The 25205-nt window shown below is 72.9% G+C and carries 24 protein-coding genes; 12 read left to right on the plus strand and 12 right to left on the minus strand.

Translation table 11 applies throughout. The features are described from left to right. Positions 1 to 10: 10 nt before the first annotated feature. The 6 genes from cseC to ACLB9X_RS26470 form a co-directional block, all read right to left on the minus strand. Positions 11 to 1327, minus strand: coding sequence for a two-component system sensor histidine kinase CseC (gene cseC, locus ACLB9X_RS26445; protein WP_410362933.1), 1317 nt, complete (start codon positions 1325 to 1327; stop codon positions 11 to 13). A gap of 51 nt (positions 1328 to 1378) precedes the next feature. Next, positions 1379 to 2080, minus strand: coding sequence for a two-component system response regulator CseB (gene cseB / locus ACLB9X_RS26450; protein WP_410362904.1), 702 nt, complete (start codon positions 2078 to 2080; stop codon positions 1379 to 1381). A gap of 68 nt (positions 2081 to 2148) precedes the next feature. Continuing rightward, the gene (locus ACLB9X_RS26455) at positions 2149 to 2778 is read right to left on the minus strand and encodes a hypothetical protein (RefSeq protein WP_410362906.1); all 630 of its coding nucleotides are present in this window, start codon (positions 2776 to 2778) and stop codon (positions 2149 to 2151) included. A 23-nt stretch (positions 2779 to 2801) separates the two neighbouring features. Continuing rightward, positions 2802 to 3374: a SigE family RNA polymerase sigma factor gene (locus ACLB9X_RS26460; RefSeq protein WP_410362907.1), complete on the minus strand. Its 573-nt coding sequence runs from the start codon at positions 3372 to 3374 to the stop codon at positions 2802 to 2804. A gap of 168 nt (positions 3375 to 3542) precedes the next feature. Beyond that, a complete protein-coding gene (locus ACLB9X_RS26465) occupies positions 3543 to 4457 on the minus strand; it encodes an A/G-specific adenine glycosylase (RefSeq protein WP_410362908.1) in 915 nt (304 codons plus the stop codon). Between the two features lie 163 nt (positions 4458 to 4620). Next, positions 4621 to 5274, minus strand: a complete 654-nt coding sequence (locus ACLB9X_RS26470; protein ID WP_410362909.1) for a phosphatase PAP2 family protein — start codon at positions 5272 to 5274, stop codon at positions 4621 to 4623. Between the two features lie 186 nt (positions 5275 to 5460). On the opposite strand from ACLB9X_RS26470, the gene ACLB9X_RS26475 reads away from it, so the two are divergent. After that, on the plus strand, positions 5461 to 6276 hold the full coding sequence (locus tag ACLB9X_RS26475) for a hypothetical protein (RefSeq protein ID WP_410362910.1): 816 nt from the start codon (positions 5461 to 5463) through the stop codon (positions 6274 to 6276). A gap of 122 nt (positions 6277 to 6398) precedes the next feature. On the opposite strand, the gene disA is transcribed toward ACLB9X_RS26475, so the two are convergent. Together disA and radA are read right to left on the minus strand one after the other, a co-directional pair. Continuing rightward, positions 6399 to 7550: a DNA integrity scanning diadenylate cyclase DisA gene (gene disA / locus ACLB9X_RS26480; protein ID WP_410362911.1), complete on the minus strand. Its 1152-nt coding sequence runs from the start codon at positions 7548 to 7550 to the stop codon at positions 6399 to 6401. 81 nt (positions 7551 to 7631) lie between these two features. After that, a complete protein-coding gene (radA, locus tag ACLB9X_RS26485) occupies positions 7632 to 9026 on the minus strand; it encodes a DNA repair protein RadA (protein ID WP_410362912.1) in 1395 nt (464 codons plus the stop codon). A gap of 207 nt (positions 9027 to 9233) precedes the next feature. Here radA and ACLB9X_RS26490 point away from each other — a divergent pair, with 207 nt between their 5' ends. Continuing rightward, the gene (locus ACLB9X_RS26490) at positions 9234 to 10895 is read left to right on the plus strand and encodes a hypothetical protein (protein WP_410362913.1); all 1662 of its coding nucleotides are present in this window, start codon (positions 9234 to 9236) and stop codon (positions 10893 to 10895) included. A 481-nt stretch (positions 10896 to 11376) separates the two neighbouring features. Here the strand turns inward: ACLB9X_RS26490 and ACLB9X_RS26495 are convergent, their stop codons facing one another. After that, on the minus strand, positions 11377 to 12225 hold the full coding sequence (locus tag ACLB9X_RS26495) for a hypothetical protein (RefSeq protein ID WP_410362914.1): 849 nt from the start codon (positions 12223 to 12225) through the stop codon (positions 11377 to 11379). A gap of 40 nt (positions 12226 to 12265) precedes the next feature. Between ACLB9X_RS26495 and ACLB9X_RS26500 the strand changes: the two genes are divergently transcribed. The 4 genes from ACLB9X_RS26500 to ilvD all read left to right on the plus strand — a co-directional run bounded on the left by ACLB9X_RS26500 (position 12266) and on the right by ilvD (position 16760). After that, on the plus strand, positions 12266 to 13195 hold the full coding sequence (locus ACLB9X_RS26500) for a Ppx/GppA family phosphatase (protein WP_410362915.1): 930 nt from the start codon (positions 12266 to 12268) through the stop codon (positions 13193 to 13195). A 22-nt stretch (positions 13196 to 13217) separates the two neighbouring features. Next, positions 13218 to 14063, plus strand: coding sequence for a sugar phosphate isomerase/epimerase family protein (locus ACLB9X_RS26505; RefSeq protein ID WP_410362916.1), 846 nt, complete (start codon positions 13218 to 13220; stop codon positions 14061 to 14063). Between the two features lie 30 nt (positions 14064 to 14093). Continuing rightward, a complete protein-coding gene (locus tag ACLB9X_RS26510) occupies positions 14094 to 14720 on the plus strand; it encodes a TetR family transcriptional regulator (protein ID WP_410362917.1) in 627 nt (208 codons plus the stop codon). 186 nt (positions 14721 to 14906) lie between these two features. Further along, positions 14907 to 16760, plus strand: coding sequence for a dihydroxy-acid dehydratase (ilvD, locus tag ACLB9X_RS26515; RefSeq protein WP_410362918.1), 1854 nt, complete (start codon positions 14907 to 14909; stop codon positions 16758 to 16760). A 37-nt stretch (positions 16761 to 16797) separates the two neighbouring features. Here the strand turns inward: ilvD and ACLB9X_RS26520 are convergent, their stop codons facing one another. Next, entirely contained in the window at positions 16798 to 18963 is a 2166-nt protein-coding gene (locus ACLB9X_RS26520) for a protein kinase domain-containing protein (RefSeq protein ID WP_410362934.1), read from the minus strand. A gap of 199 nt (positions 18964 to 19162) precedes the next feature. Between ACLB9X_RS26520 and ACLB9X_RS26525 the strand changes: the two genes are divergently transcribed. The 6 genes from ACLB9X_RS26525 (at position 19163) to proC (ending at position 23305) form a co-directional block, all read left to right on the plus strand. After that, the gene (locus ACLB9X_RS26525) at positions 19163 to 19471 is read left to right on the plus strand and encodes an SH3 domain-containing protein (protein ID WP_410362919.1); all 309 of its coding nucleotides are present in this window, start codon (positions 19163 to 19165) and stop codon (positions 19469 to 19471) included. Between the two features lie 31 nt (positions 19472 to 19502). Next, entirely contained in the window at positions 19503 to 20036 is a 534-nt protein-coding gene (locus ACLB9X_RS26530; protein ID WP_410362920.1) for a hypothetical protein, read from the plus strand. 30 nt (positions 20037 to 20066) lie between these two features. Then, on the plus strand, positions 20067 to 20825 hold the full coding sequence (locus ACLB9X_RS26535; RefSeq protein ID WP_410362921.1) for a class I SAM-dependent methyltransferase: 759 nt from the start codon (positions 20067 to 20069) through the stop codon (positions 20823 to 20825). 67 nt (positions 20826 to 20892) lie between these two features. Beyond that, complete coding sequence (locus tag ACLB9X_RS26540; RefSeq protein WP_410362922.1) at positions 20893 to 21660, plus strand: ABC transporter ATP-binding protein; 768 nt, start codon at positions 20893 to 20895, stop codon at positions 21658 to 21660. Beyond that, positions 21657 to 22394, plus strand: a complete 738-nt coding sequence (locus tag ACLB9X_RS26545) for an ABC transporter permease (protein ID WP_410362923.1) — start codon at positions 21657 to 21659, stop codon at positions 22392 to 22394. Before ACLB9X_RS26540 ends, ACLB9X_RS26545 begins: the two co-directional genes overlap by 4 nt. Positions 22395 to 22495: 101 nt before the next feature. Beyond that, positions 22496 to 23305, plus strand: coding sequence for a pyrroline-5-carboxylate reductase (gene proC, locus ACLB9X_RS26550; protein ID WP_410362924.1), 810 nt, complete (start codon positions 22496 to 22498; stop codon positions 23303 to 23305). Between the two features lie 54 nt (positions 23306 to 23359). Here the strand turns inward: proC and trpS are convergent, their stop codons facing one another. Next, positions 23360 to 24355 (minus strand): tryptophan--tRNA ligase, encoded by a 996-nt coding sequence (gene trpS / locus ACLB9X_RS26555; protein ID WP_410362925.1) that lies wholly within the window; start codon positions 24353 to 24355, stop codon positions 23360 to 23362. 497 nt (positions 24356 to 24852) lie between these two features. Next, positions 24853 to 25205 (minus strand): hypothetical protein (locus tag ACLB9X_RS26560; RefSeq protein ID WP_410362926.1); only part of this gene is annotated, 353 nt, incomplete at its 5' end.

The raw sequence follows: 25205 nt of genomic DNA on the forward strand, positions 1-25205 counted from the left end.
TCCGTGCCGGTCAGTCGTCCAGGGGGAGCATGGGGAAGCTGCCCGTGTTCGTCGGGGCGTGTTCCGGCAGCCAGAGCACCGCGATCGCCCCGCCGGACGCGCCCAGCGGCGTGGAGCCCTCCGGGGCCGCGTTGCGGAAGGTCAGCCGGGCGCCCAGCACCCGTGCCTGCCCGGCCGCGATCGTCAGGCCCAGGCCGTGGCCCGTCCCCGCCCGGTCGCTCGCACCCGTGCGGAAACGGCTCGGCCCCTCGCGCAGCAGCGCTTCCGGGAAGCCCGGCCCGTGGTCCCGCACGCGCACCACGCGGCCCTCGACGGTCACCTCGACCGGGCCCTTGCCGTACTTCACGGCATTGGTCAGCAGGTTGCCCAGGATGCGCTCCAGGCGCCGCGGATCGGTGTTCACCCACGACTCGTGGACGACCCGGATCTCCGCCTCGGGGTGCAGGGCGGCCACCCGCCGGCCGACGAACTCCCCGAGCTGGATCTCCTGGAGCTCGGCCCGCTCCGACGCGCTGTCGAGGCGCGCCACCTCCAGCACGTCCTCCACCAGCGTGCGCATCGCCTGCGCCCGGTCCCGTACGAGCTCGGTGGGGCGGCCCGGCGGCAGCAGCTCGGCCGCGGTCAGCAGCCCGGTCACGGGGGTGCGCAGCTCGTGCGCGATGTCGGCCGTGACCCGGCGCTCCGCCTCGATGCGGGACTGCAGCGCGTCCGTCAGGGCGTCCACGGCCCGGGCCAGCTCGTCCGTCTCGTCGCGCACGACCCCGCCGATGGCGTCCCTGACCCGGACGTCGGTGTTGCCCTGCGCCACGTTGCCGGCGGCGGCGGCCGCCTTGCGCAGCCGGCGCGAGAGCTGCCCGCCGATGAGCACGCCGAGCGCGGAGCCGCACAGCACGACGGACACCGAGCCGATGATCAGCGCCCGGTCGAGGTCCTTCATCACGGTGGCGCTGCGGCCGGCGAACTCGGTGTGCAGGGACAGCACGTCACCGTTGGCCAGCGGTACGGCGGCCCAGATCTCGGGCGTCTCGCCGTGGTCGTCGACGTAACTGCCGCGCCGGTTCTCGCGCATCAGCTTCTGCAGCTCGTCGGGGAGGGCCGGATCGTTGATCTTGCTGTTGAAGCGCGGGTCGCGGTTCTTCGCGGTCTCGTACCAGCGCTGGGCGAGCAGGATGCGGTCCATCTGCACGTCACGGGCGTTGTCGAGCATGGAGACGCGCGCCGCGTTGTGCACGACCAGGCTCAGCGCCATGGCGATGAGCGCGCCGACGGCGGCGATGGCGATGCTGATCTTCCACCGGACGCCGGTGCGCAGCGTCCCGGCGCGCAGGGTGGGGCGTCTCATCCGACGGGGTCCTGTCCGGAGCTCATACGGCCTGCGTCACGCCTTCAGCTTGTAACCGAAGCCGCGGACCGTCTCGATGCGGTCCTGGCCGATCTTGGTACGCAGCCGCTGCACATGGACGTCCACGACCCGGGTGTCACCGCCCCAGCCGTAGTCCCAGACGCGCTCCAGCAGCTTGTCGCGGGAGAGCACCGTTCCGGGCGTCGAGGAGAACTCCAGCAGCAGCCGCATCTCCGTGGGGGTCAGTCCGACCGGCTTGCCGCCCTTGCGGACCTCCATGCCCTCGGTGTCGATCGCCAGGTCGCCGAAGACCAGCACGCCGCCCTGGTCCTGCTGCCCGGCGGACTCCTCGGCCGTGCCGCCGCTCGCATGCCCGAAGCGGCGCAGCACCGCGCGGATACGGGCCACCAGGACCGCGCCGTCGAACGGCTTCGTCACGTAGTCGTCGGCACCGGCCTCCAGGCCGAGCACCACGTCGATGGCGTCCGCGCGCGCCGACAGCATGATCACGGGGACCGTCGACTCGTCGCGTATGCGGCGGCACAGGCTCACGCCGTCCATACCCGGCACCATCACGTCGAGCAGCGCGATGTCCGGCCGGTCGGCCCGGAACGCCTCCAGGCCTTGGAGCCCGTCGGGCACGGCCGTGACCGTGAAGCCGACGCGTTCCAGCGCGAGCTGGGTGGCCTCGCGGATGACATCGTCGTCTTCGACGAACAGGACATGGGTCTCGGCCATCCGTCAGCTCTCAGTTCTCGTTTCGGGGTCGTTCGTCTGCGGACATGTCTCAGGAGGCGGGCGGTGCGTCAGCCATCGCTCGGGGCGGGCGGTTCCGTGGCCACGACCTCTCCCTCGCCGACCGACCGGCTGTACTCGTTGCGCACCCAGAACTGCTGGATGAACTTCCCCGCGGACCAGCGGTAGGTGGTGACCTCCTCGCCGGACGGTTCGGCCACCGGATCGCCCTTGGCGTACACCTGCTTGGTCACCACCAGGTCGCCCCGGTCGATCGCCGCGTACACCGCGGGCTCCTCGACGGAGAAGACGTTCTCGTACGTGTCGCCCTTCTCCCGGTACACGTACATGCCCATGCCGACGGCGTCGGCGCAGGTCATCACGTTCACCACGACGTCGGGGCCGGAGCTGCCGGTGAGGACCCCGTACGAGGTGTCCACCGGGTACGAGTCCTTGGCGCACGGCCGCAGGTCCGCCTTGACCCGGGCGCTGACCTTCGGGTCGTTCTTGAGCAGCTCCACCGCGTCCACCGCCTTCGTGAACTGCCCGGCGCTCCCGGACGGCGCCGGGGAGGGCGTGGCGTTCGCCGCGTGCTCGGACGGGGCGGCCCCCTCGTCCTGCAGCCCCGAGCCGCCGGTGGAACAGCCGACGGCCAACAGGGCGAAGGCGACCAGCCCGGCCGTCGCCGTGCTGCCCGCCACCCATCTCCCGCTGCCTCTGTCTGTCAGGCCGCGCACCGCTCCCGCTCCCGTTCGCCCTGCTGGTGAGTACGCCGCGACTCGTCGCGCTCCAGGGCGCGGGCGTCCAGGTCCCGCGACTCGAGCTCCTGGCGGAGCTTTGCGAGTGCCCGGTGCAGCGTGCTCTTCACCGTACCCGCCGACATTCCCAGCGCGGCAGCGGTCTCCTCGGTGCTCATCTGCTCCCAGTGCCGCAGCACGACCACGCTGCGCTGCTTGGGGGCCAGCACCTTGAGGACGTCCATCAGCAGGGCTCGGTTCGCGCGCTGCTCGCTGCCGTCGTCGACGCTCGCGTCCGGGAGCTGCTCGGTGGGGACCTCTTCGAGCTTGCGGGCACGCCACCACTCGGTGCGCGTATTGATCATCACGCGGCGAAGGTACGCGTCCGCGAGCGACTTGTCCGCGATTCCGTCCCAGCGGCCGTACGTACGCACCAGTGCGGTCTGCAGGAGGTCCTGGGCCTCCACGGGGTCGGGGACGAGACGCCGGGCGCTGCGCAGCAGCGCCTCCTGCCGGGTGCGTACGTACTCCTCGAATTCGAGCACCTCGCCGTGCGCCATGTGAACCGCCTCCGTCCCCGTGAAACCCCGTGTGTCGTTGCGCGACAGAAGCTACGGAGGCGTTGTCACGGCGCTGTGCGGAGCAGCCGTCGGGCGGCGCACGGCCGTCCATCGGTTGTGTAACAAGCGATGTTTGAGACGGGGTGGTGACGGGGTAGAGCTTGTGGTTCAGCCGAGGGGGAGCCGGTAGCGGCCGCCCGCCAGAGGCTCGACGAGACCGTCGGCGACGAGCCCGTCGAGTGCCCGGGCCCGCTGCACCGGCTCGTCCCAGACCGCGTCCAGCGCCGACTGCGGCACCGGTGCCGGGGCCTCGCGCAGCACCGCCAGCAGCCGGCCGCGCACCTGGCGGTCCGTGCCGGCGTACGTCTGGCCGCGGCGGGCGGGACCGTCGTGCGCGGGCTTCCCCGCGAGCCGCCACGCGCACCGCGCGGCGATCGGGCAGCGGCCGCAGTCCTCGTTCCTGGCGGTGCACACCAGCGCGCCGAGCTCCATGGACGCCGCCGCCCAGCGGGCCGCGGTGCTCTCCTCGTCGGGGAGCAGGGCGCGCGCCAGGCGGCGCTCGGCAGCCGTCGTCGCGTTCGGCGGGTACTGGATGCCGGTCGCGGCCCGGGCGAAGACCCGCCGCACGTTGGTGTCCAGCACCGCGTGCCGCTGGCCGTACGCGAAGGAGGCCACCGCCGCCGCCGTGTACTCGCCGATGCCCGGCAGGGCGAGCAGCTGCGCGTGGTCGCGCGGCACCTCGCCGCCGTGCCGCTCCGTTATGGCGCCCGCCGCGCCGTGCAGCCGCAGCGCGCGGCGCGGGTAACCGAGCCGCCCCCAGGCGCGGACGGCCTCGCCGGGAGCCTCCGCCGCGAGGTCGGCGGGGCGCGGCCAGCGGGCCAGCCACTGCTCGTACACCGGGAGCACCCGGGACACCGGGGTCTGCTGCAGCATGAACTCGCTGACCATCACGCCCCACGCGCCGGCCTCCGGGCGACGCCAGGGCAGGTCACGCGCGTGCTGGTCGAACCAGGCGATGACGGGGACGTGGAGGGCTTCGGGGTCGAGGGCGTCGGGCGTCTGGGAATCATGAGTGACAGTCATGGCAGGCACGATCCTGACACGCCCCGGCGGCCATGCGCCGCATGCACCGCCACGGGCGGGCCCGCGCGGCGACCTCGTGCGGCCTGCCCGGCGGGGCGGGTGCTCCTGGCCTGCGCCTGGCGGGTCCGGGTGCGGAGGGCTCCACCCGGAGCGTGTCCCCGCCTCACGGCACCGGGGTGAGGCGGGGGGTGTCGTCGGCGGGCCGCGAGGCGGGGCCCGGGCCGGTGAACCAGAGCACGATCCCCGTCCTGCTCGTGCGCATGGTGCCGAGCAGGGTCCGGGCGGGGCGCAGCAGTGCCGCCGCGCAGACCGCCGCGACGAGCGCGCCGACCACCAGGCCCGTCAGTACGTCGTGCGGATAGTGCACCCCGACGAAGACACGGGAGAAGGCCATGAGCACCGCCATCGGCACCGTCAGGACCGCGATCCGCGGCCACGCGATCGCGAGCGCCACGGCCGCCGCCCCGGCGATGGCCGAGTGGTTGCTCGGGAAGGACCAGTCGCCGTGCGGCGGGCAGGGGACCAGCGACGCGGCGGCCTCCGTGACAGTGCGGCACGGACGCTCCTCGTCCACCAGGGACTTGAGGGATTCGCTGACCACGTAACCGGCCGCCGTCGTGAGCGGTGCGAGGACCGCGAGGGCTATCGCGCGCAGGTCGCCGCCGCGCGCCCGCCACCAGGCCACGAGGAACAGCACGCCGAAGAGCAACAGCCCGGCCTCCGTCCAGAGTTCGGCGAGGTGCTGCACCCATGCCGGCGTGGTGTGGGCGAAGTCGGTGATGTCGCGGTAGAGATCGCGCGTGATGCTGCTGTCCATGATCACGGACCGTATCGTCCCAGGTGGTCCGGTCACCCTTCGCTGTCGTCCGGAGGCGCCCCCGACGCCGGTGACGGCCTTGCCGGCGCCGTGCGGGACGCGGTCCGTGATGATGATCAGCAGAACTTCGCGCTGAGGCGGCGGGTGGGGCGGGAGTTGGACGGGATCTCTCGTAGAGTTCGGTCCGTGGGATCTCTGCGCAATCCGATCGGGCCGCTTCCCTCCTCCATCTACTGGCGACGGAGGGCAGTCGCGGCGTCACTGGTCGCGCTGCTCGCGGTGCTGATCGTGTGGGCCGTCACGTCCGGCGGGGACGACGGCAAGAACACGGCGGACGGCAAGGGCCCGACCCCCGCCCACTCGATCACCCCCGGACCCGACCAGTCCGGCCCCGCGATCAGCCAACAGCCCGGCGGACGCGACGAGTCGGACGACGGTACGAGCGGTTCCGACGCTACGGGCGGTTCCGGCGACGGCTCCGCGAGCCCCGGCGGGACGGGCGGCGCGAGCGGCGGTGACGGTGCGACCGCGAGTGGCCCCGGTGCCACGGGCGGTGCCTCGGGAGGGGCCCCCGGCGTACAGGTCCCGGCCGGTTCGACGCTCCCCGACTGCGCACCCGGCGCACTGAAGTTGACCCTCCGCACCTCGGAGGTGTCCTACGCACCGGGCGAGAGGCCCGCCTTCAGGCTTGTCGTCGCCAATTCGTCGCCCACGACGTGCAAGGCGGACTTCGGCCCCAAGGCCGCCGTGTTCACCGTCACCGACAGCGAGGACAAGGACGTGTGGTCCTCGGCCCACTGCCCGCGCACGGCCCCGGCCCGCTTCCTGCGCGTCCCCGGCAACGGGACCATCGCGCACACCGTCGAGTGGGACAGGATGCGCAGCGCCCCGCAGTGCCCGACGACGTCCCCGGGCGGCGCGGCCCCGGGCACCTACCTCGTCGAGGTGTCGTTCCCGGGCGCGAAGGTGCTGCCCGCGTCGTTCCGCCTCGACAAGGACTGACCGGCTCCCCGGCCGGCCGAACAGCCGCCGGGATACGGCGAGGGGCCCCATGACCAGGTCAGGGGCCCCTCGCCGTACACGTCCCAGGCGTACCGCTCAGCCGTACGGCTCAGGCGTACGGCTCAGACGTACCGCTCCAGGATCGACGACTCCGCGAGCCGCGACAGGCCCTCCCGCACGCTGCGCGCCCGCGCCTCCCCGACGCCGTCCACGGCCTGGAGGTCGTCCACGCTGGCCGCCAGCAGCTTCTGGAGGCCGCCGAAGTGCTCCACGAGCCGCTCGATGATCGCGCCCGGCAGCCTCGGCACCTTCGCCAGCAGGCGGTAACCCCGGGGCGAGACCGCGGAGTCCAGCGTCTCGGGCGAGCCGCTGTAGCCCAGAGCCCGGGCCACGACGGGCAGTTCGAGAAGCTCGGTGTGGGTGAGGGCGTCCAGCTCCGCCAGCGCCTCGTCCACCGTGCGCGAACGCTGGGGGCCCCTGCCGCCGGCAGCTCTGGGAGACGTCGGCTCGGGCACGTAGTCGCGGACGACCAGCTCGCGCTCGGGCTCCACGCCCGCGATCAGCTCGTCGAGCTGGAGCGCGAGCAGGCGGCCGTCGGTGCCGAGCTCCACCACGTACTCGGCGATCTCGGTGGCGATCCGGCGCACCATCTCCAGGCGCTGCGCGACCGCCGTGACGTCCCGGACGGTGACCAGGTCCTCGATCTCCAGCGCCGAGAGCGTGCCGGCGACCTCGTCGAGGCGGAGCTTGTAGCGCTCCAGGGTGGCGAGCGCCTGGTTGGCCCGCGACAGGATCGCGGCCGACTCCTCCAGGACGCGGCGCTCCCCGTCCACGTACAGCGCGATCAGCCGCATCGACTGGGACACGGACACCACGGGGAAGCCGCACTGGCGCGAGACCCGGTCCGCGGTGCGGTGGCGGGTGCCGGTCTCCTCGGTAGGGATGGAGGCGTCCGGGACCAGCTGGACACCGGCCCGGTGGATCTTGGAGATGTCCTTGTCGAGGATCAGCGCGCCGTCCAGCTTGCACAGCTCGCGCAGCCGGGTCGCGGTGAACTCCACGTCCAGCACGAAGCCGCCGGTGCACATCGACTCGACGGTCTTGTCCATGCCGAGAACGATCAGTCCACCGGTGTTCCCCCTCAGGATGCGCTCCAGGCCGTCGCGCAGGGCGGTGCCCGGGGCGACCGCGCTCAGGGCGGCGCGGATCAGCGCTTCGTTGCCCGTGCCTTGGCCGGACTTTCCGGGTGCTGCTGCCCCGTCCTTGGCTGCCACTGCACTCCTCCGGCTCGTACGGGTGGGCGAGACCAGGGCAAAGTCTACCGGCGAGCCTCGTCGTCCCGGGGGGCGTACGCCTCAGGCGCTGTCGGGAGCCTTCCGGCGGGCGCGGGGGAGCACCCGCAGAGCGTCCCCCATGTCGGCGACCTCCGTGACCTTCATGCCCGCCGGAATCTTTCCCGGATCGGACGGCACCAGGGCGTGGGTGAAGCCGAGACGGTGCGCCTCGGCGAGCCGCCGCTGCACGCCCGTCACCCGTCTGACCTCGCCCGCGAGCCCCACCTCGCCGATCGCGACCAGGTTCTTCGGGAGCGGGGTGTCGCTCGCCGCCGAGGCCAGCGCGAGGGCGATCGCGAGGTCCGCCGCGGGCTCGGAGAGCTTCACGCCGCCGACCGTCGCGCTGTAGATGTCGCGCTTGCCGAGCGCGGAGATCCGGCCGCGCTGCTCCAGGACGGCGAGCATCATCGACACCCGTGAGGTCTCCAGGCCCGAGGTGGTGCGCCGGGGGGAGGGGATCTGCGAGTCGACCGTCAGCGCCTGCACCTCGGCGACGAGCGGGCGGCGGCCCTCCAGGGTGACCGTCAGACAGGTGCCGGGGACGGGCTCGTCGCGACGGGTGAGGAACAGGCCCGAGGGGTCGGCCAGTCCGGTGATGCCCTCGTCGTGGAGCTCGAAGCAGCCCACCTCGTCCGTCGCCCCGTATCTGTTCTTCACGCCGCGGACGAGGCGGAGGCGGGCGTGCCGGTCGCCCTCGAAGTGGAGCACCACATCGACGAGATGCTCCAGCAGCCGGGGTCCCGCGATCGCGCCGTCCTTCGTCACGTGGCCCACCAGCAGCGTGGACATGCCGCGCTCCTTGGACGCCCGGATCAGGGCGCCCGCGACCTCGCGGACCTGGGCCATGCCGCCGGGCGCGCCGTCGATCTCCGGTGAGGCCACCGTCTGCACGGAGTCGAGGATCAGCAGGGAGGGCTTTACCGCGTCCAGATGGCCGAGGACTGCGGACAGGTCGGTCTCCGCCGCCAGATAGAGGTGGTCGTGCAGGGCCCTGATCCGGTCGGCACGCAGCCTGACCTGGCTCGCGGACTCCTCGCCCGTCACGTACAGCGTGCGGTGGTCGTCGCTCGCCGCCTTGGCCGCGACGTCGAGCAGCAGCGTCGACTTGCCGACGCCCGGCTCGCCCGCGAGCAGCACGACGGCCCCCGGCACGAGACCGCCGCCGAGGACCCGGTCCAGCTCGTCCACGCCCGTGGAGCGCGCGGTCGCCTGCCGGCCGTCGACCTGGCCGATGGGCAGCGCGGCGGTGGAGACCCGGCCCGCGGCCGTGGTGCGGACGGCGGGCGCGCCGTACTCCTCGACCGTGCCCCACGCCTGGCACTCGGGGCAGCGGCCGAGCCACTTCGCGGTGGTCCAGCCGCATTCGGTGCAGCGGTAGGACGGCCGGTCCTTCGCGGATTTCGTACGGGCAGCCATGCGCAAACCGTAGCGGGGCCCACTGACAGCCCGGCCGGGCGCCCGCTCCCGGAGGGGCGCGCTGCCGAGCGCACGGCGTGCAACGGTGGGTGTCCGGGGCGCGGACCCTGTCCCTCCCGTCCTCCCGCGCAGGAACGGTTCACCCGTATGGATTAAAAGTGCGCAAGGGGTACGAACAGGGTCCGGTGCTGCCCCTACGGTCACGGAGTGACGAGCAGCAGGCTGGAATCCCCTACCCACACCACCGGCGCACACCGGGCGCACCGTCGCGCGACCCGTCCGACCGCCGAGCGACCGCCCGCGCGCCACGAGCCGTATCTCGACGGCCTGTTCACCTACTGCCTCTCCGTGCTGTGCGACCACGACGCGGCGACGGCGGTCCTCGGTGACGTCCTCGCCATCGCCGGACGACAGCACGGACGCTGCCCGTCCGGCGAGGCCGAGAGGAAGGCCTGGATGTACGCGCTCGCGCGCTGGGTCTGTCTGCGCCGGCTCAGCGAGCAGCGCCGCAGGCGCCAGGGCGCCCACACCGGACGGCCCGTGGCCGCCGAGGAGCCCGCGCCCCGCGTCGCCCCCGAGGCCGAGCGCCGCCGCGCCGAACTGGCGCTGCTGGCGTGGCCCGAGGCCGCCGGCACCACCCCCGAGCAGCGCGAAGCCCTCGAACTGGCCGTGCGTCACGGGCTCGGCCCGGCCGCCGTCGCCTCGGTCCTCGGCCTCGGCGAGGTCGCGGCCCGCGAGCTGCTGGCCGCGGCGGCCTGCGAGGTGGAGCGCACCCGGGCCGCCCTCGCCGTCGTCGAGACCGGCAACTGCCCGGCCGTCGCCCGGCTCACCGGCGACAACCGCGTCCTGCTCTCGGCCGCGCTGCGCCGCGAACTCGTGCGCCACGTCGACGACTGCCCCCGGTGCCGCCGCGCCGCCGAGCGCGTCGGCGCGCGGGGGCCCTGGCCCGGCTCGTCCGTCACACCCGCCGCGCTGCCCCTGGTGGAGGCGCCGCGCGCCGCCGCGTACGCCGCGATGCGGCAGGTCCCGCGCGCCCGCGCCGGCGGCCCGCGCTTCGGCCCCGGCGGCTTCCCGCTCGATCCCAAGGACCACGCCGCGCGGCGCGACCGCATGCGCGCCCGCGCGGTGACCACCACGGTCGTGGCCACGGTCGTGGCCGCGCCGGTGCTCGCCCTGTGGGCGGCGTACCGGGGGGCTCCGGTGACCGGTGAGGGGCATCGCGGGCCGGCCATCAGCATCGGCGACCAGCACGGCTCGGCCGAGGGCGACCCGTACGGCCACTACGAGAACGCGGGCAACGCGAGCGCGAAGCCCGATCCCCGTTTCACGGCCGACCGCCACTCGCCCGACGTCTCCGTCGAGGTGATCAGCACGGGCACCTCCACACCGCCCGCCGCTACCGGGCGGGGCCCGGGCAGGCTCACCGTCGAGGCGCAGCCCGCGGGGGAGACCACCGTCATCACGCTCATCGCGTCGGGCGGCGCCCCGGTCGACTGGTCGCTGTGGACGGACGCGCCGTGGCTGCGGCCCACGCGCTCGTCCGGCACGCTGTACCCCGGCGAAACGATCACTCTGTACATCAGCGTCGACTCCTGGCGCGAGCCGTCCGGCTACTGGCACGCACAGGTCGGCATCGAGCCGGCCGGCGCGGTCGTGGCGATCCACGGCCGCGGGGCGACCAGCCCGCCGCCGTCGTCGCCGGATCCGACCCCGACACCGCCGTCGAGTCCGCCGCCGTCCAGTCCGCCCCCGTCGAGTCCGCCGCCCTCCAGCCCGCCGCCGTCCTCGCCGGACCCGTCCACGCCACCGACGCCCCCGGCTTCGTCGCAACCGCCGCCCGAACCGGCGCCCCCGCCGCCCGCGGACTGACCCGGCAGAACGGCCCCCGCGGGCGCCCCTGTGACCGCTTGCGCGGGGCACGCCGGCTGCCCGGCCGTACCGGATACGGCGGGCGCGCCGCCCGACCGGTCCGCCCAGGCCCCGGCCGGCCACGCGGAAGGGGCGCGCGCCGACCGTCCGCCGGCCCGCGCCCCGAGAGGCGCACCGCCTTCGATGCTCGCGTCGCCGCGGCGGGCAGCCTCCCGGGGCACGCGGGCGCGCCGACGGTCCGACCGGCCTGCGCCCCACGGACGCAGGACTCGGGCGTGCCGAGGTCCTGAGGGGCGGGCCGTCCCGGTGGGCACGGCACGAGGCCGCCTACCCGACCGGCCCGCCGCTCCTGCGCCCCAGGGGCGCAGGACCCCGGCGTGCCGAGCTCTGAGGGGCGCGCCGTCCCGGTGGCCGCAGCGTGAGGTCGCTCACCCGGCCAGGCTGGACACCCGGGGCGCGTCACCAGCCGGTCGGCGGCCCGTCAGCGGGTCTTCGGGTCCGCCGGGTGGGGGGCCAGCAGGGGGAGCGACGACGCCAGGCGGGCCTCGCACAGCTCCGCCAGTACGTCGTACGCCGCCTTGCCCATCAGCTCCGTCAGCTCCGGGCGGTACGTCACGTACACCGGCTCGCCCGCGCCGTGCGCCGACGTCGCCGACGTGCACCACCAGTGCAGGTCGTGCCCACCCGGCCCCCAGCCCCGGCGGTCGTACTCGCCGATCGACACCTGCAGCACGCGCGTGTCGTCCGGCCGGTCGATCCATTCGTACGTCCGCCGCACCGGCAGCTGCCAGCACACGTCCGGCTTGGTCTCCAGCGGCTCCCGGCCCTCGCGCAGCGCGAGGATGTGCAACGAGCAGCCCGCGCCGCCCGCGAAGCCAGGACGGTTCTGGAAGATGCAGGAGCCCTCCCAGCGGCGCGTCTGGCGTTCACCGTCCTCGTCCTGCTGCACCCAGCCCGTCCGGGTCCCCACGTCGTGGAACTGCCACAGGTCCGGCGTCAGGCGGGCCACGTGCTCCGCCACGCGCTGCTCGTCCTCCTCGTCGGAGAAGTGCGCGCCCAGCGTGCAGCAGCCGTCGTCCGCCCGCCCGGCCTGGATGCCCCGGCACCCGCTGCCGAAGATGCAGGTCCAGCGTGACGTGAGCCACGTCAGGTCGCACCGGAAGACCTGTTCGTCGTCGGCGGGGTCGGGGAACTCCACCCAGGCACGGGGGAAGTCCAGGCCCTTCTCGTCGGGCTCGGTCCTCACGGAGCGCTTGTCGGGCTTTCCGGGCTGCTCGGACGTCGTGGCGGGCGCTGCTTTGCCCGGCTTCGCCTTTTTCGTCTTTGGCACGGCTCCAGCGTATGCGCGCGACCGCAGTAGCGTTCCGTCCATGAGACTCGGAGTCCTCGACGTCGGTTCGAACACGGTTCACCTGCTCGCGGTGGACGCCCACCCAGGTGCCCGCCCTCTTCCCGCGCACTCCCACAAGGCGGAGCTGCGTCTCGCCGAGCTGCTCGACGGCGGCGCCATCGGCGAGGAGGGCATCGAGCGGCTGGTCCACACCGTTGCCGACGCTTTGCAGGCCGCAGAGGACAAGGGCTGCGAAGAAGTCCTCTCGTTCGCCACCTCCGCCGTGCGGGAGGCGACCAACGCGGACATGGTGCTGTCCCGCGTCAAGGCCGAGACCGGGGTCGAGCTGACGGTCCTCACCGGCGAGGAGGAGGCCCGCCTCACGTTCCTCGCGGCCCGCCGCTGGTTCGGCTGGTCGGCCGGGAAGCTGCTGGTTCTGGACATCGGCGGCGGCTCGCTGGAGATCGCGTTCGGCATAGACGAGGAGCCCGACGCCGCCGTCTCCCTGCCGCTCGGCGCGACCCGGCTGACCGCGGGGCTGCTGCCCGGCGACCCGCCGGACCCGCAGGACGTGAAGGCGCTGCGGCGCCACGTACGCGCCGAGATCGCCCGTGTCGTCGGCGAGTTCAGCCGGCTGGGCCCGCCGGACCACATCGTCGCCACCTCCAAGACCTTCAAGCAGCTGGCCCGGATCGCGGGTGCGGCCCGTTCCGGCGAGGGCCTCTACGTCCAGCGCGTGCTGAGTCGTTCGTCACTCGTCGGCTGGGTGCCCAAGCTCGCCGCCATGACCGTGGAGCAGCGCGCCGGCCTGCCCGGCGTCTCCCCCGGCCGGGCCCGCCAGCTCCTGGCCGGAGCCCTGGTTGCGGAGGGAGCGATGGACCTCTTCGGCGCCGAGGAACTGGAGATCTGCCCCTGGGCGCTGCGCGAGGGCGTCATCCTGCGGCGCCTCGACCATCTGCCGACCGCCTAGCCAGTGCCTTTAGGCTGTCTCCGTGGCAGAACCAGTCGTGCGCATCCCGGATGCGAAGGTTGTCCTGTCGACGGCTTCCGTGTATCCCGAGTCGACGGCGACCGCCTTCGAGATCGCCGCACGCCTCGGCTACGACGGCGTCGAGATCATGGTCTGGACGGACCCCGTCAGCCAGGACATCGAGGCACTGCGCAGGCTCTCCGACTACCACCAGGTCCCCATCCACGCCATCCACGCCCCCTGCCTGCTGATCACCCAGCGGGTCTGGTCCACCGACCCGTGGGTCAAGCTCCAGCGGGCGCAGGCCGCCGCCGAGAAGCTCGGTGCCTCCACGGTGGTCGTGCACCCGCCGTTCCGCTGGCAGCGGCAGTACGCGCGCGACTTCGTCCGAGGCATCTGGCGCATGGCGGACGAGACGGACGTCCGGTTCGCCGTGGAGAACATGTACCCCTGGCGCTACCGGGACCGGGAGATGCTCGCGTACGCCCCCGACTGGGACGTCACCAAGGACGACTACCGGCACTTCACCATCGACCTGTCGCACACGGCGACCTCCCGCACCGACACGATGGCGATGGTGGACCGGATGGGCGACCGGCTCGGCCACGTGCACCTGGCCGACGGCAAGGGGTCCGCCAAGGACGAGCACCTGGTGCCGGGCCGCGGCGACCAGCCCTGCGCCGAGCTGCTGGAGCGCCTGGCCGGCAACGGCTTCGACGGCCACGTCGTCATCGAGGTCAACACGCGGCGCGCCATGTCCACCGCCGAACGCGAGGCCGATCTGGCGGAGGCGCTGGCCTTCACGCGGCTCCACCTGGCCTCGGCGGCCTCGTCGCGCGTCCACGACGGAACGGGCAGGGCGCGATGACGGGCGCGGCGCGATGACCGGTACGGCCCGATGACCGACGCGGCCCCCCGGCGGCGCGGGCGGCCCGCCCGCAAGGCGGCCGACGAGGGACCCGGCGCGCGCGAGCGGATCCTCCAGGCGGCGCGCACCGAGTTCGCCGAGCGCGGCTACGACAAGACCACGATGCGCGGGATCGCGCGGGCCGCCGGGGTCGACGCGGCGCTCGTGCACCACTACTTCGGCACCAAGGACGACGTCTTCGCCGCGGCGATCGAGGTCTCCTTCGAGCCCGCGCTCGCCCTCCCGGTGATCCTCGGCACGAGCACCGAGGGCATCGGCGAGCGGCTCGCCCGCTACTTCATCGGCGTCTGGGAGAACCCGACGACCCGTGCCCCGCTGCTCGCCATCCTCCGTTCCGCGCTGACCCACGAGGCGGCGGCGAAGGTGCTGCGCGGATTCGTCCTGCGGCGGCTGCTGGAGCGGGTGGCGGGCGAACTCGACGTACCGGACGCGACCTTCCGCGCCGAGCTCGCCGCGTCCCACATGATCGGTATCGCGATCCTGCGGTACGTGATCAGGGCGGAGCCGCTGGCCTCGGTGGACACCGAGGAGATCGTGCGGATGGTGGCGCCCACACTGCAGCGCTACCTCACGGACCCCGGCCCGGCCCGGGCCTGAGCCGGAGCCCGGTCGGGAGCCGGCCCCCCGGAAGTGCGGCCGGACGCCGGCCCCACCCGGCCCGGGTGAGCAGGAGCGACCGCCTGCTGAGCCGGGCGTCCCGCATTCCGGACGTGCTGTCCAGATCTTGGAGCCGCGGCGTACGCTCGACACAGGTACACCCATCACGACGAGGAGCGAGCGACGATGCCCGAGCTGAGGTCCCGCACTGTCACCCACGGCCGCAACATGGCGGGCGCCCGCGCCCTTATGCGGGCCTCCGGTGTACCGGGCGCGGACATCGGCCGCAAGCCGATCATCGCCGTCGCCAACTCCTTCACAGAGTTCGTGCCGGGCCACACCCACCTCCAGCCGGTCGGCCGGATCGTCTCCCAGGCGATCACTGAGGCGGGCGGCATCCCGCGCGAGTTCAACACGATCGCCGTCGACGACGGCATCGCGATGGGCCACGGCGGCATGCTCTACTCGCTGCCGTCCCGCGACCTGATCGCGGACAGCGTGGAGTACATGGTCGAGGCGCACTGCGCCGACGCCCTGATCTGCATCTCCAACTGCGACAAGATCACCCCGGGCATGCTGAACGCGGCCCTGCGCCTGAACATCCCGACGGTCTTCGTCTCCGGCGGCCCGATGGAGTCCGGCCGGGCCACCCTGGTTGACGGCACGGTCCGCACGCTCGACCTGGTCGACGCGATCTCGGACGCGGTCAACGACAAGATCTCGGACGAGGACATCCTCCGCATCGAGGAGAACGCCTGCCCGACCTGCGGTTCGTGTTCCGGCATGTTCACCGCCAACTCGATGAACTGCCTGACCGAGGCCATCGGCCTGTCCCTCCCGGGCAACGGCTCGACCCTCGCCACCCACACGGCCCGTCGCGCCCTGTACGAGACCGCCGCCCGTACGGTCGTCGACATCACCGAGCGCTACTACGACCAGGGTGACGAGTCGGTCCTGCCGCGCAGCATCGCCTCGTTCGCGGCCTTCGAGAACGCCATGGCCCTCGACATCGCCATGGGCGGCTCCACCAACACGATCCTGCACCTGCTGGCCGCCGCACAGGAAGCGGGCGTCCCCTTCGGCCTCGACGAGATCGACGCCGTCTCGCGCCGCGTGCCGTGCCTCGCGAAGGTCGCGCCGAACGTCGCGAAGAACCGCACGTACTACATGGAGGACGTCCACCGCGCCGGCGGCATCCCCGCCCTGCTGGGCGAGCTGCACCGCGGCGGGCTGCTGAACGAGGACGTGCACAGCGTCCACAGCCCGTCCCTGGCCGACTGGCTCAAGACGTGGGACGTGCGCGGCGGCTCCCCGTCCGCGGAGGCCGTCGAGCTGTGGCACGCGGCCCCCGGCTGCAAGCGCTCCGCCGAGGCGTTCTCCCAGTCCGAGCGCTGGGACACCCTCGACGAGGACGCCGAGGGCGGCTGCATCCGCTCCGTCGAGCACGCGTACTCCAAGGACGGCGGCCTGGCGGTGCTGAAGGGCAACCTGGCCGTCGACGGCTGCGTCGTGAAGACGGCCGGCGTCGACGAGTCCATCTGGACCTTCGAGGGCCCGGCGGTCGTCTGCGAGTCGCAGGAGGAGGCCGTCGAGAAGATCCTCAACAAGCAGGTCACGGACGGCGACGTGGTCGTCATCCGCTACGAGGGCCCCAAGGGCGGCCCCGGCATGCAGGAGATGCTCTACCCGACGTCCTTCCTCAAGGGCCGTGGCCTCGGCAAGACCTGCGCCCTGATCACCGACGGCCGCTTCTCCGGCGGCACGTCCGGCCTGTCGATCGGCCATGCCTCCCCGGAGGCCGCGTCCGGCGGCACCATCGCCCTCGTCGAGGACGGCGACCGCATCCGCATCGACATCCCGAACCGCTCGATCGCGCTGCTGGTCGACGACGCCGAGCTGGCCCGCCGCGAGCAGGCGCTGGGCGGGGCGTACGCGCCGAAGTCCCGCGAACGCAAGGTCTCGGCCGCGCTGCGGGCCTACGCGGCGATGGCGACGAGCGCGGACAAGGGCGCGGTGCGGGACGTCTCCAAGCTGGGCTGACCCGCCCGTATCGGCAGTCACCGGGGACCCGGCGCGCTCACCAGCGCGCCGGGTCCTTCGCGTCGACGGCGAAGACGGACCCGTCGGGGGCGGTGGCGAAGACCGTGCCGGGCGCGGTGACGGGGGCGGGCAGCAGGGCCGCGTAGGTGAACTGCCCGTCGTCCATCCGGGGCCTGGTCTGGCCCGTGAGCGTGCCGCGGGCGACGTCGACCGCGAGCAGGCGCCCGTCACCGGCCGACACGTACACGGAGCGGTCGTCGGCCGCCGGCCGGGACAGGTGGGTCACGGCCGTCTCCAGGCGCCACAGCTGCGCGTCCCCGGCGGACCGGGACGTGTCGACGGCGAGGAGCGAACCGCCCGCGCCCGACAGGTAGACGACGGACCCGGCGACCGTGGCCTGCGCCTGGTCGACCGGGGCGGCCAGCGGGACGCGACTGACGGCGCGGTCCCCGGACGCCGTGTCCACACGGACCACTGCGTCGGTGAACCCCTCCGCGTCGGACGAGAGCAGGTACAGCGAGCCGTCCGCGGCCCCCGCCGGGGTCAGCGCCCCCTGGAGCCGCTCGCTCCACAGCCACCGCCCGTTCGCCGGATCGATCGCGCCGACGCGGGTGGTCGTTCCGTCCGCGGACGGCGTCGCGGCGAACGCGGGACCGTCGCCGCCCGCGGCCCGGACCCACTGCGTGCCCGGCCCGCCGAGCCGCTCGCGCCAGCGGTCCGCGCCCGTCGCGGCGTCGACGGCCCGCACCTGCCCGTTCTCCGCGACCAGCAGCACGACGTCACCGAGGGGGTGGACCGTGGCGTACGCGGAGATGTCGAGGTCCCACCGCACCGCGCCGGTCGCGGGGTCGAGCGCCTCGTGGCGGCCACCGCCCGCCGTGACGACGTGCAGCAGGCCACCCGCGAGCACGGGCTCCTGATCCCCCTCGCCCTGGCCCCGGCCCGTCCGCGGTCCCGCGCTCGCCGCCGACCAGTCGGTGCTGCCGTCGGCCGGGTCGAGCCGTACGGCTCCGGTGCCGGGAGCCGTGCAGAAGAGGCCGGGGCCGGCCCCGGCGCAGACGGGGGTGCGGTTCTCGGCGTCGCCGCGGTGCAGCGCCACGCTCCAGGGGTGGAAGGGCTGCTCGGCGCGCGGAGCCGCGCGGCCCGGTTCCGGATCGTCCGACGAGGCGGTGACGGCCACGGCCGTGCCGGCGGCGAGCACGGCGAGGGCGGCGGCGACGGCCGCCCGACGGACCCGGCCGCGGCGCTTCCCGCCGGCCTTCCCGCTGCCCTTCACGGCGGCGTCTGCGGGCTCCGCCGCCGCGGGGAGCCGCCCCTGCCGCGGCTCCGGTTCGCGCTGCGCCGGTATGTAGGCCTGGGTGTCGCACCCCGACGACGGCGACGACGCGCGCAGCGCCACCATGAGTTCGTACGGCGTGGGCCGCTCCCGCGGATCCTTCGCCAGGCACCTGCGCAGCAGCGGTACGAGATCCTCCGGCACGCCCGCCAGATCGGGCTCGTTGTGCACGACCCGGTACGCCACGATGTACGGGCTGTCGGAGTCGAACGGGCCGCGGCCGGTCGCCGCGTGCACGAGCACGGCGCCCACGGCGAACACGTCGGCCTCGGGCCCGACTTCGCGCGGGCGCTGGAACTGCTCGGGAGCCATGAACGGCGGCGTCCCGATCAGCTTCCCGGTCTCGGTGCGCAGATCGCTGTCCGCGGGACGGGAGATGCCGAAGTCGATGACTTTCGGCCCGTCCGGCGCCAGCAGCACATTGCTGGGTTTGAGATCCCGGTGCACCACGCCGGCGCGATGGATGTCGCGCAGCGCCTCCGCGAGCCCCGCGCCGACCCTGCGCAGCTCCGGCGCAGCGAGCGGACCGTTCCGCTTGACCCGGTCCGACAGCGTCGGCCCGTCGATGAAGAGCGTTGCCATCCAAGGGCGTGCGGCGTCGGGGTCGGCGTCCACGACCGGTGCGGTGAACGCGCCGCTGACCCGGCGGGCGGCGGCGACCTCCTGCCGGAAACGCGCCCTGAACTCGGGGTCCGAGGCATGCTCGGCATGAATGACCTTGACCGCGAGCCGCAGGCCCGAGGCCGAGGTGGCGAGGTGGACGACGCCCATGCCGCCGTTGCCCAGGCAGGCCTCGAGGCGGTACTGCCCGGCATATTCCGGATGCTCCGCTTCCGGGAACGACCCGGTACTGCGCAGCGGTGGCATCTCCCACCCCCGTCTGATGGTGCGCACGCGCGACGCTCGGAGCCTAGTCGATGGCGCGTGCGATCCAGCCATGGCTTGCTAGCCTGCGCGCGGCGAACCAAGCCGCTTCACAGGACGTCCATCAAGACGTCCATCAAGACGTGCAGGACGACGTACATCAGACGTGCACCAGGACGTGCACCAACGGGGGGAGAAATCCATGGCTGTTGAGGAAGTGCAGGGCGAACAGGCGTCGGCCGAGGGCGTGGAGACCTTCACGGTCAAGCGCTACCCGGTCGCACCGGGGGTCCGGCTGAACGTGCGCTCCGGCCCCGGCACCCAGTACTCGATCGTCCGGGTGCTGCCGTACGGCGCGAGCGTCCCGATCAACTGCCAGAAGCCGGGCGAGACGATCACCGGCCCCTACGGCACCAGCAACATCTGGGACAACATCGCCAACGGCGAGTTCGTCTCCGACGCCTACGTCCAGACGGGCAGCGACGGCTACGTCACCATCCGCTGCTCCTGACCGTCTCCCTCGCTCCGGGGATAATCGACCCGTGAGCGAGCACACCGAGAACCCCGGCGACACCACCGGCAGCGGCACCGGCCCGCGGCCCGAGCCCATCCGTTACTTCGGCACCACCTGGGTCGAGCACGACGGGGGCTACGGGCTGCGCCGGGCCGCCGTCGGGGCCGGGGCGCTGGTCACCGCCTTCGCCGCCGCCCTCGTGCTGCGCTTCGCCTACCAGGGCCTGGCCATCGCCGAGGTCGGCGGCTTCGTGAACGTCCTCGTCGTCGTGATGTTCGCCGTCTGCAGCGCCATCGCCTTCCGCAAGACCTGGGAGAGCTTCGGCCGGCGTCCGAGCGGCTCCGCCGCCGAGGACTCGCTGCGCAGCCTCAAGGCGATCGGCTTCATCGGCTCCCTCATCGCCTACTCCCTGCGCTGCCTGACGGAGGCCCCCGGCGAGCAGCTGCGCCGCGCCGAGTACGAGACGGCGCTGCGGCAGTACGAGAAGCGCCGTGGCAGCCGCTCCGGAAACCCGGCGACCCGCGCCGCCCGCGCCCGCAAGAAGACCCCGCGACGCAGCTAGGGCTTGTGCGGCCGGGGAAGGATGAGGCGCATGACGGATTCCGCTCAGGCCCAGCGCGCCCTCTCCTTCGACACCGCTGCGGACCAGTACGACGCCGCCCGCCCCGGCTATCCGCCCGCCCTCTTCGACGCCGTCGAGGAATTGGTTGGCCGCCCGCTCACCGGTGCCCAGGCCGTGGACGTCGGCGCGGGCACCGGAATCGCCACCCGGCTGCTGCGCGAGCGCGGGGCGCGCGTCACCGCCGTGGAGCCGGGCGCCGGAATGGCCTCCCGGTTCCGCCGGTCGCTGCCCGGCGTGCCGCTCGTCCGCGGCGTCGGTGACGCCCTCCCCCTCGCCGACGCGAGCGCCGACGTCGTCACCTATGCCCAGTCGTTCCACTGGACGGACCCCGCCCGCTCCCTCCCCGAGGCCCTGCGTGTCCTGCGGCCCGGCGGCGCGCTCGCCCTGTGGTGGAACGTCGCGGACGCGGACGTCCCCTGGATCGCCGCGCAGGGAGAGCGGCTGATGTGCGACTTCGCCGACGCGGCCCACGGCCGGCCCGGCGGCGCCGACCGGGCCCTGCCCGACGACGTGCCCCGCGCCGAACGCCGCGTGTACTGGACCCGGCGCGTCCCCCTCGACACCCACCTCGCCAACCTCGGCAGCCACTCGCTGTTCCTGGTGGCGGGCAAGGAGGCGGCCCGCGCCTTCCTCGACCGCGAGCGGGCCGAGCTGCTGCGGCTGTTCCCGGACGGATCGGTGGAGGAGGCGTACGCCGTCGACCTCATGGTCACCCGCCGCCCGGCGTGAGCCCCCAACAACCACGACCATTCCTTGTCCTTGACGCCCGGACACCCCCAGGCGCATTATTCATCGCATGATGAATTCCTCTGGCGTCGCCGTACTGGCCCGCGGCCTCACCGTCGTACGAGGAGACCGCACCGTCCTCCGCGGCCTCGACTTCACCGTCCTGCCCGGCCGCATCACCGGGCTCCTCGGCCCCTCCGGATGCGGCAAATCGACCCTCATGCGCGCCGTCGTCGGCACCCAGGCCAAGGTCACCGGCACCTTGGAGGTCCTCGGCCGCCCGGCCGGCGACGCCGGACTCCGCTCCCGGATCGGCTACGTCACGCAGGCCCCCTCCGTCTACGACGACCTCACCGTCCGCCAGAACCTCGACTACTTCGCCTCCGTCCTGCTCCCCGGCCGGGCCCACCAGGACGCCCGCGAGGAACACGTCGCGCGCGCCGTCGCCGACGTGGACCTCACCTCGCACGCCGACGCCCTCGCCGGCCGCCTCTCCGGCGGCCAGCGCAGCCGCGTCTCGCTCGCCGTCGCCCTGCTCGGCACCCCCGAGGTCCTCGTGCTCGACGAACCCACCGTCGGCCTCGACCCCGTCCTGCGCCGCGACCTGTGGGACCTCTTCCACCGCCTCGCCGACGACCGCGGCGCGACGATCCTCGTCTCCTCCCACGTCATGGACGAGGCCGAGCGCTGCCACCGGCTCATGCTCATGCGCGACGGCGAGATCCTCGCCGAGGACACCCCGGACGACCTGCGCGCCCGCACCCGCACCGAAACCGTCGAAGCGGCCTTCCTCCACCTGGTCGACGAGGCCGATGCCCTCCAGGAGAACCCCCGATGAGCTCAGCCCGCACCCTCGCCACCGCCGCCCGCGTCCTGCGCCAGCTCCGCCACGACCCGCGCTCCATCGCCCTGATGCTGCTCGTGCCGTGCGTGATGCTCCTGCTGCTGCGCTACGTCTTCGACGGCAGCCCGCGCACCTTCGACTCCATCGGCGCCTCGCTGCTCGGCATCTTCCCGCTCATCACGATGTTCCTGGTGTCCTCCATCGCGACCCTGCGCGAACGCACCTCGGGCACCCTGGAACGCCTGCTCGCCATGCCCCTCGGCAAGGGGGACCTCATCGGCGGATACGCCATCGCCTTCGGCCTCGTCGCCGTCGTCCAGTCGCTCCTCGCCACCGGGCTCGCCCTGTGGGCCCTCGGCCTCGACGTCGTCGGATCGCCCTGGCTGCTGCTCCTCGTCGCACTCCTCGACGCGCTGCTCGGCACGGCACTCGGCCTGTTCGTCTCGGCCTTCGCCGCCTCCGAGTTCCAGGCCGTCCAGTTCATGCCCGCCGTGATCTTCCCGCAGCTGCTGCTGTGCGGCCTGTTCACCCCGCGCGACCGGATGCAGCCCGTGCTCGAAGCCCTCTCGAACGTGCTGCCCATGTCGTACGCCGTCGACGCCATGAGCGAGGTCCTGCACCACACCGACATGACCGCCGACTTCCTCCGCGACATCCTCGTCGTCGCCGCCTGCGCCGTCCTCGTCCTCGCCCTCGGCGCGGTCACTCTGCGCCGCCGCACCGCCTGACCGCCCCGGTCGTGCCCGCCACGTGGACGGCCACGGCACGCCACCGGCCCCGGTGCGAGGATGTGAGCGCACGCATCCCGACCGGCGAGGTGAACAGAGCCATGACCCAGACAGTCGCAGTCCTCGGTACGGGCAAGATCGGTGAGGCCCTGCTCAGCGGCATGATCCGCGCCGGCTGGCACCCCGGTGACCTGCTGGTCACCGCCCGCCGCCCCGAGCGTGCCGAGGAGCTTCGCACCCGTTACGGGGTCGAGCCGGTCACCAACGCCGAGGCGGCCAAGCGTGCCGACACCCTCATCCTGACCGTCAAGCCCCAGGACATGGGCAAGCTCCTCGACGAACTCGCCCCCCACATCACCCCCGACCGGCTCGTCATCAGCGCCGCGGCCGGCATCACGTCCTCCTACATCGAGGAGCGTCTGGCCGCGGGAACCCCCGTCGTCCGCGTCATGCCGAACACCCCGGTTCTCGTCGACGAAGGGATGTCCGTCATCTCCGCCGGCAGCCACGCCACCACCGAGCACGTCGTGCATGCCGAGGAGATCTTCGGCGGCGTCGGCAAGACCCTGCGCGTCCCGGAGTCCCAGCAGGACGCGGCCACCGCGCTGTCCGGCTCGGGCCCGGCCTACTTCTACTTCCTCGTCGAGGCCATGACCGACGCCGGCATCCTCCTCGGCCTCCCACGCGCCCAGGCCCACGACCTCATCGTCCAGGCAGCCATCGGCGCCGCGGTGATGCTCCGCGACAGCGGCGAGCACCCCGTGAAGCTCCGCGAGGCCGTCACGTCCCCGGCCGGCACCACGATCAGCGCCATCCGCGAACTGGAGAACCACGGCGTACGGGCGGCCCTCATCGCCGCCCTGGAAGCCGCCCGGGACCGCAGCCGCGAACTCGCGTCCGGCAACGGCTGACCGCCTCGTGCGCGGCCGCCCGCCGACTACGGCGGGCGGCCCGTGCTCCCCGCTTCAGGCCGGCAGCAACCCGATCGCGCGATACGCGGCGTCGACCGTCGGACGCGCCATCCCCCTGGCCCGGTCGGCGCCCTTGCGCAACACGTCGTCGATGTACGCCGGGTCGGCCGCGAGCTCCGCATGCCGCTCCCTGACCGGCCGCAGCACCTCCACCAACGCGTCGGCGACGTCCTTCTTCAACGCGCCGTACGAGCCGTACTCCCCGGCCAGCTCCTTGGGATCGCGCCCCGTACAGGCCGCCACGATCTCCAGCAGGTTGGTGACACCCGGCCGCTGCTCCCGGTCGTACGCGACCTCGCGCCCGCTGTCGGTGACCGCGCGCATCACCTTCTTGCGCACCACGTCCGCTTCGTCGAGCAAGTACACGATCCCGGCGCCCGACTCGTGGGACTTGCCCATCTTCGACGTGGGGTCCTGCAGATCCATGACCCGCGCGGCCACGGTCGGATTCGTCGCCCGCGGCACGGTGAAGGTGTGCCCGTACCGCTGGTTGAACCGCACCGCGAGGTCCCTGGTCAGCTCCACGTGCTGGGTCTGGTCCTCACCGACCGGCACCTCGTCCGTCCCGTAGGCCAGGATGTCCGCCGCCATCAGCGCCGGATACGTGAGCAGGGACAGCCGCACGCTCTGGCCGGAGGCCCGCGCCCGCACGCTCTTCTCCTTGTACTGGATCATGCGCCGCAGCTCGCCGTCGGTCGCGGTGCACTCGATGAGGTACGACAGCCGCGTGTGCTCGTCCACATGGCTCTGCACGAAGAGCGTGCACCGCTCCGGGTCCAGCCCGGCCGCCAGCAGCAACGTCGCCGCCTGCCTGCTGAGCCTGCGCACCCGTGCCGGATCGTGCTCGACTGTCAGCGCGTGCAGATCCACGACGCTGAACAGGGCGTCCGACTGGTGCTGGTCGACATCGACCCACCGGCGCATGGCCCCGAGGTAGTTGCCGAGGGTCAGGTGTCCGGTCGGCTTGACGCCGCTGAAGATCCGTTTCATTCCGTACTCCACTCCGTGTCCGATGCGGAGCCGCCGCTGTCGACGGCCGGGCCCCGGAGCGGGGATACGCGAACGGCCGCCGAAGCGGCGGCCGTTGAAGAGCATGCGCAGGTGCCGGCCGCCGTCAGGCGGCCCACCAGAGGTTGCGGCACGTGCGCGTGGTCATGCGGACCAGCGTACGCCGCCAGGGGCGGGGTTGACACCGGGTTCCGCCATCCGTAGTGTTCTCCGAGTTGTCCGACGTGAGCACCGGCTCAGGCTGGTCCCCGGACACCATTCCGCAAGACCCACTCGAGCGAGCGACAGACTTTCTGGCGTCCGTCTTTTGCGTCCGTTTTCACGGAATGAGGAATCCTCGTTCGATCTTCGAACGAGCGGGACCCCGATTAGCGTCGGGGGCCGGGATTCCGCTAAAGTCTCACCTCGTCGGAACGGCCCAAGGGCCGGGAAGACAAGCCCCGCTGACTGGGAATCGGGCCCGAAAGGATCTGATAGAGTCAGAACCGCCGGAAAGGGAAGCGCGAAAGCGAAGAACTGGAAGGCGTCGAGGAAATCGGATCGGAAAGATCTGATAGAGTCGGAAACGCAAGACCGAAGGGAAGCGCCCGGAGGAAAGCCCCAGAAGATGTTCTGTGGGTGAGTACAAAGGAAGCGTCCGTTCCTTGAGAACTCAACAGCGTGCCAAAAATCAACGCCAGATATGTTGATACCCCGTCCATCTCTGGATGGTCGAGGTTCCTTTGAAAAGTCCATCCCGCTCGCGGGGTGGCAATCACAGCGAGGACGCTGTGAACGACCGGTCCTATTCCGACCGGTTGTTCCGCTCTTCGGATGTGCACCCGCGCTTTTA

This window comes from Streptomyces sp. 5K101, from assembly GCF_046506645.1.
GTDB lineage: Bacteria > Actinomycetota > Actinomycetes > Streptomycetales > Streptomycetaceae > Streptomyces.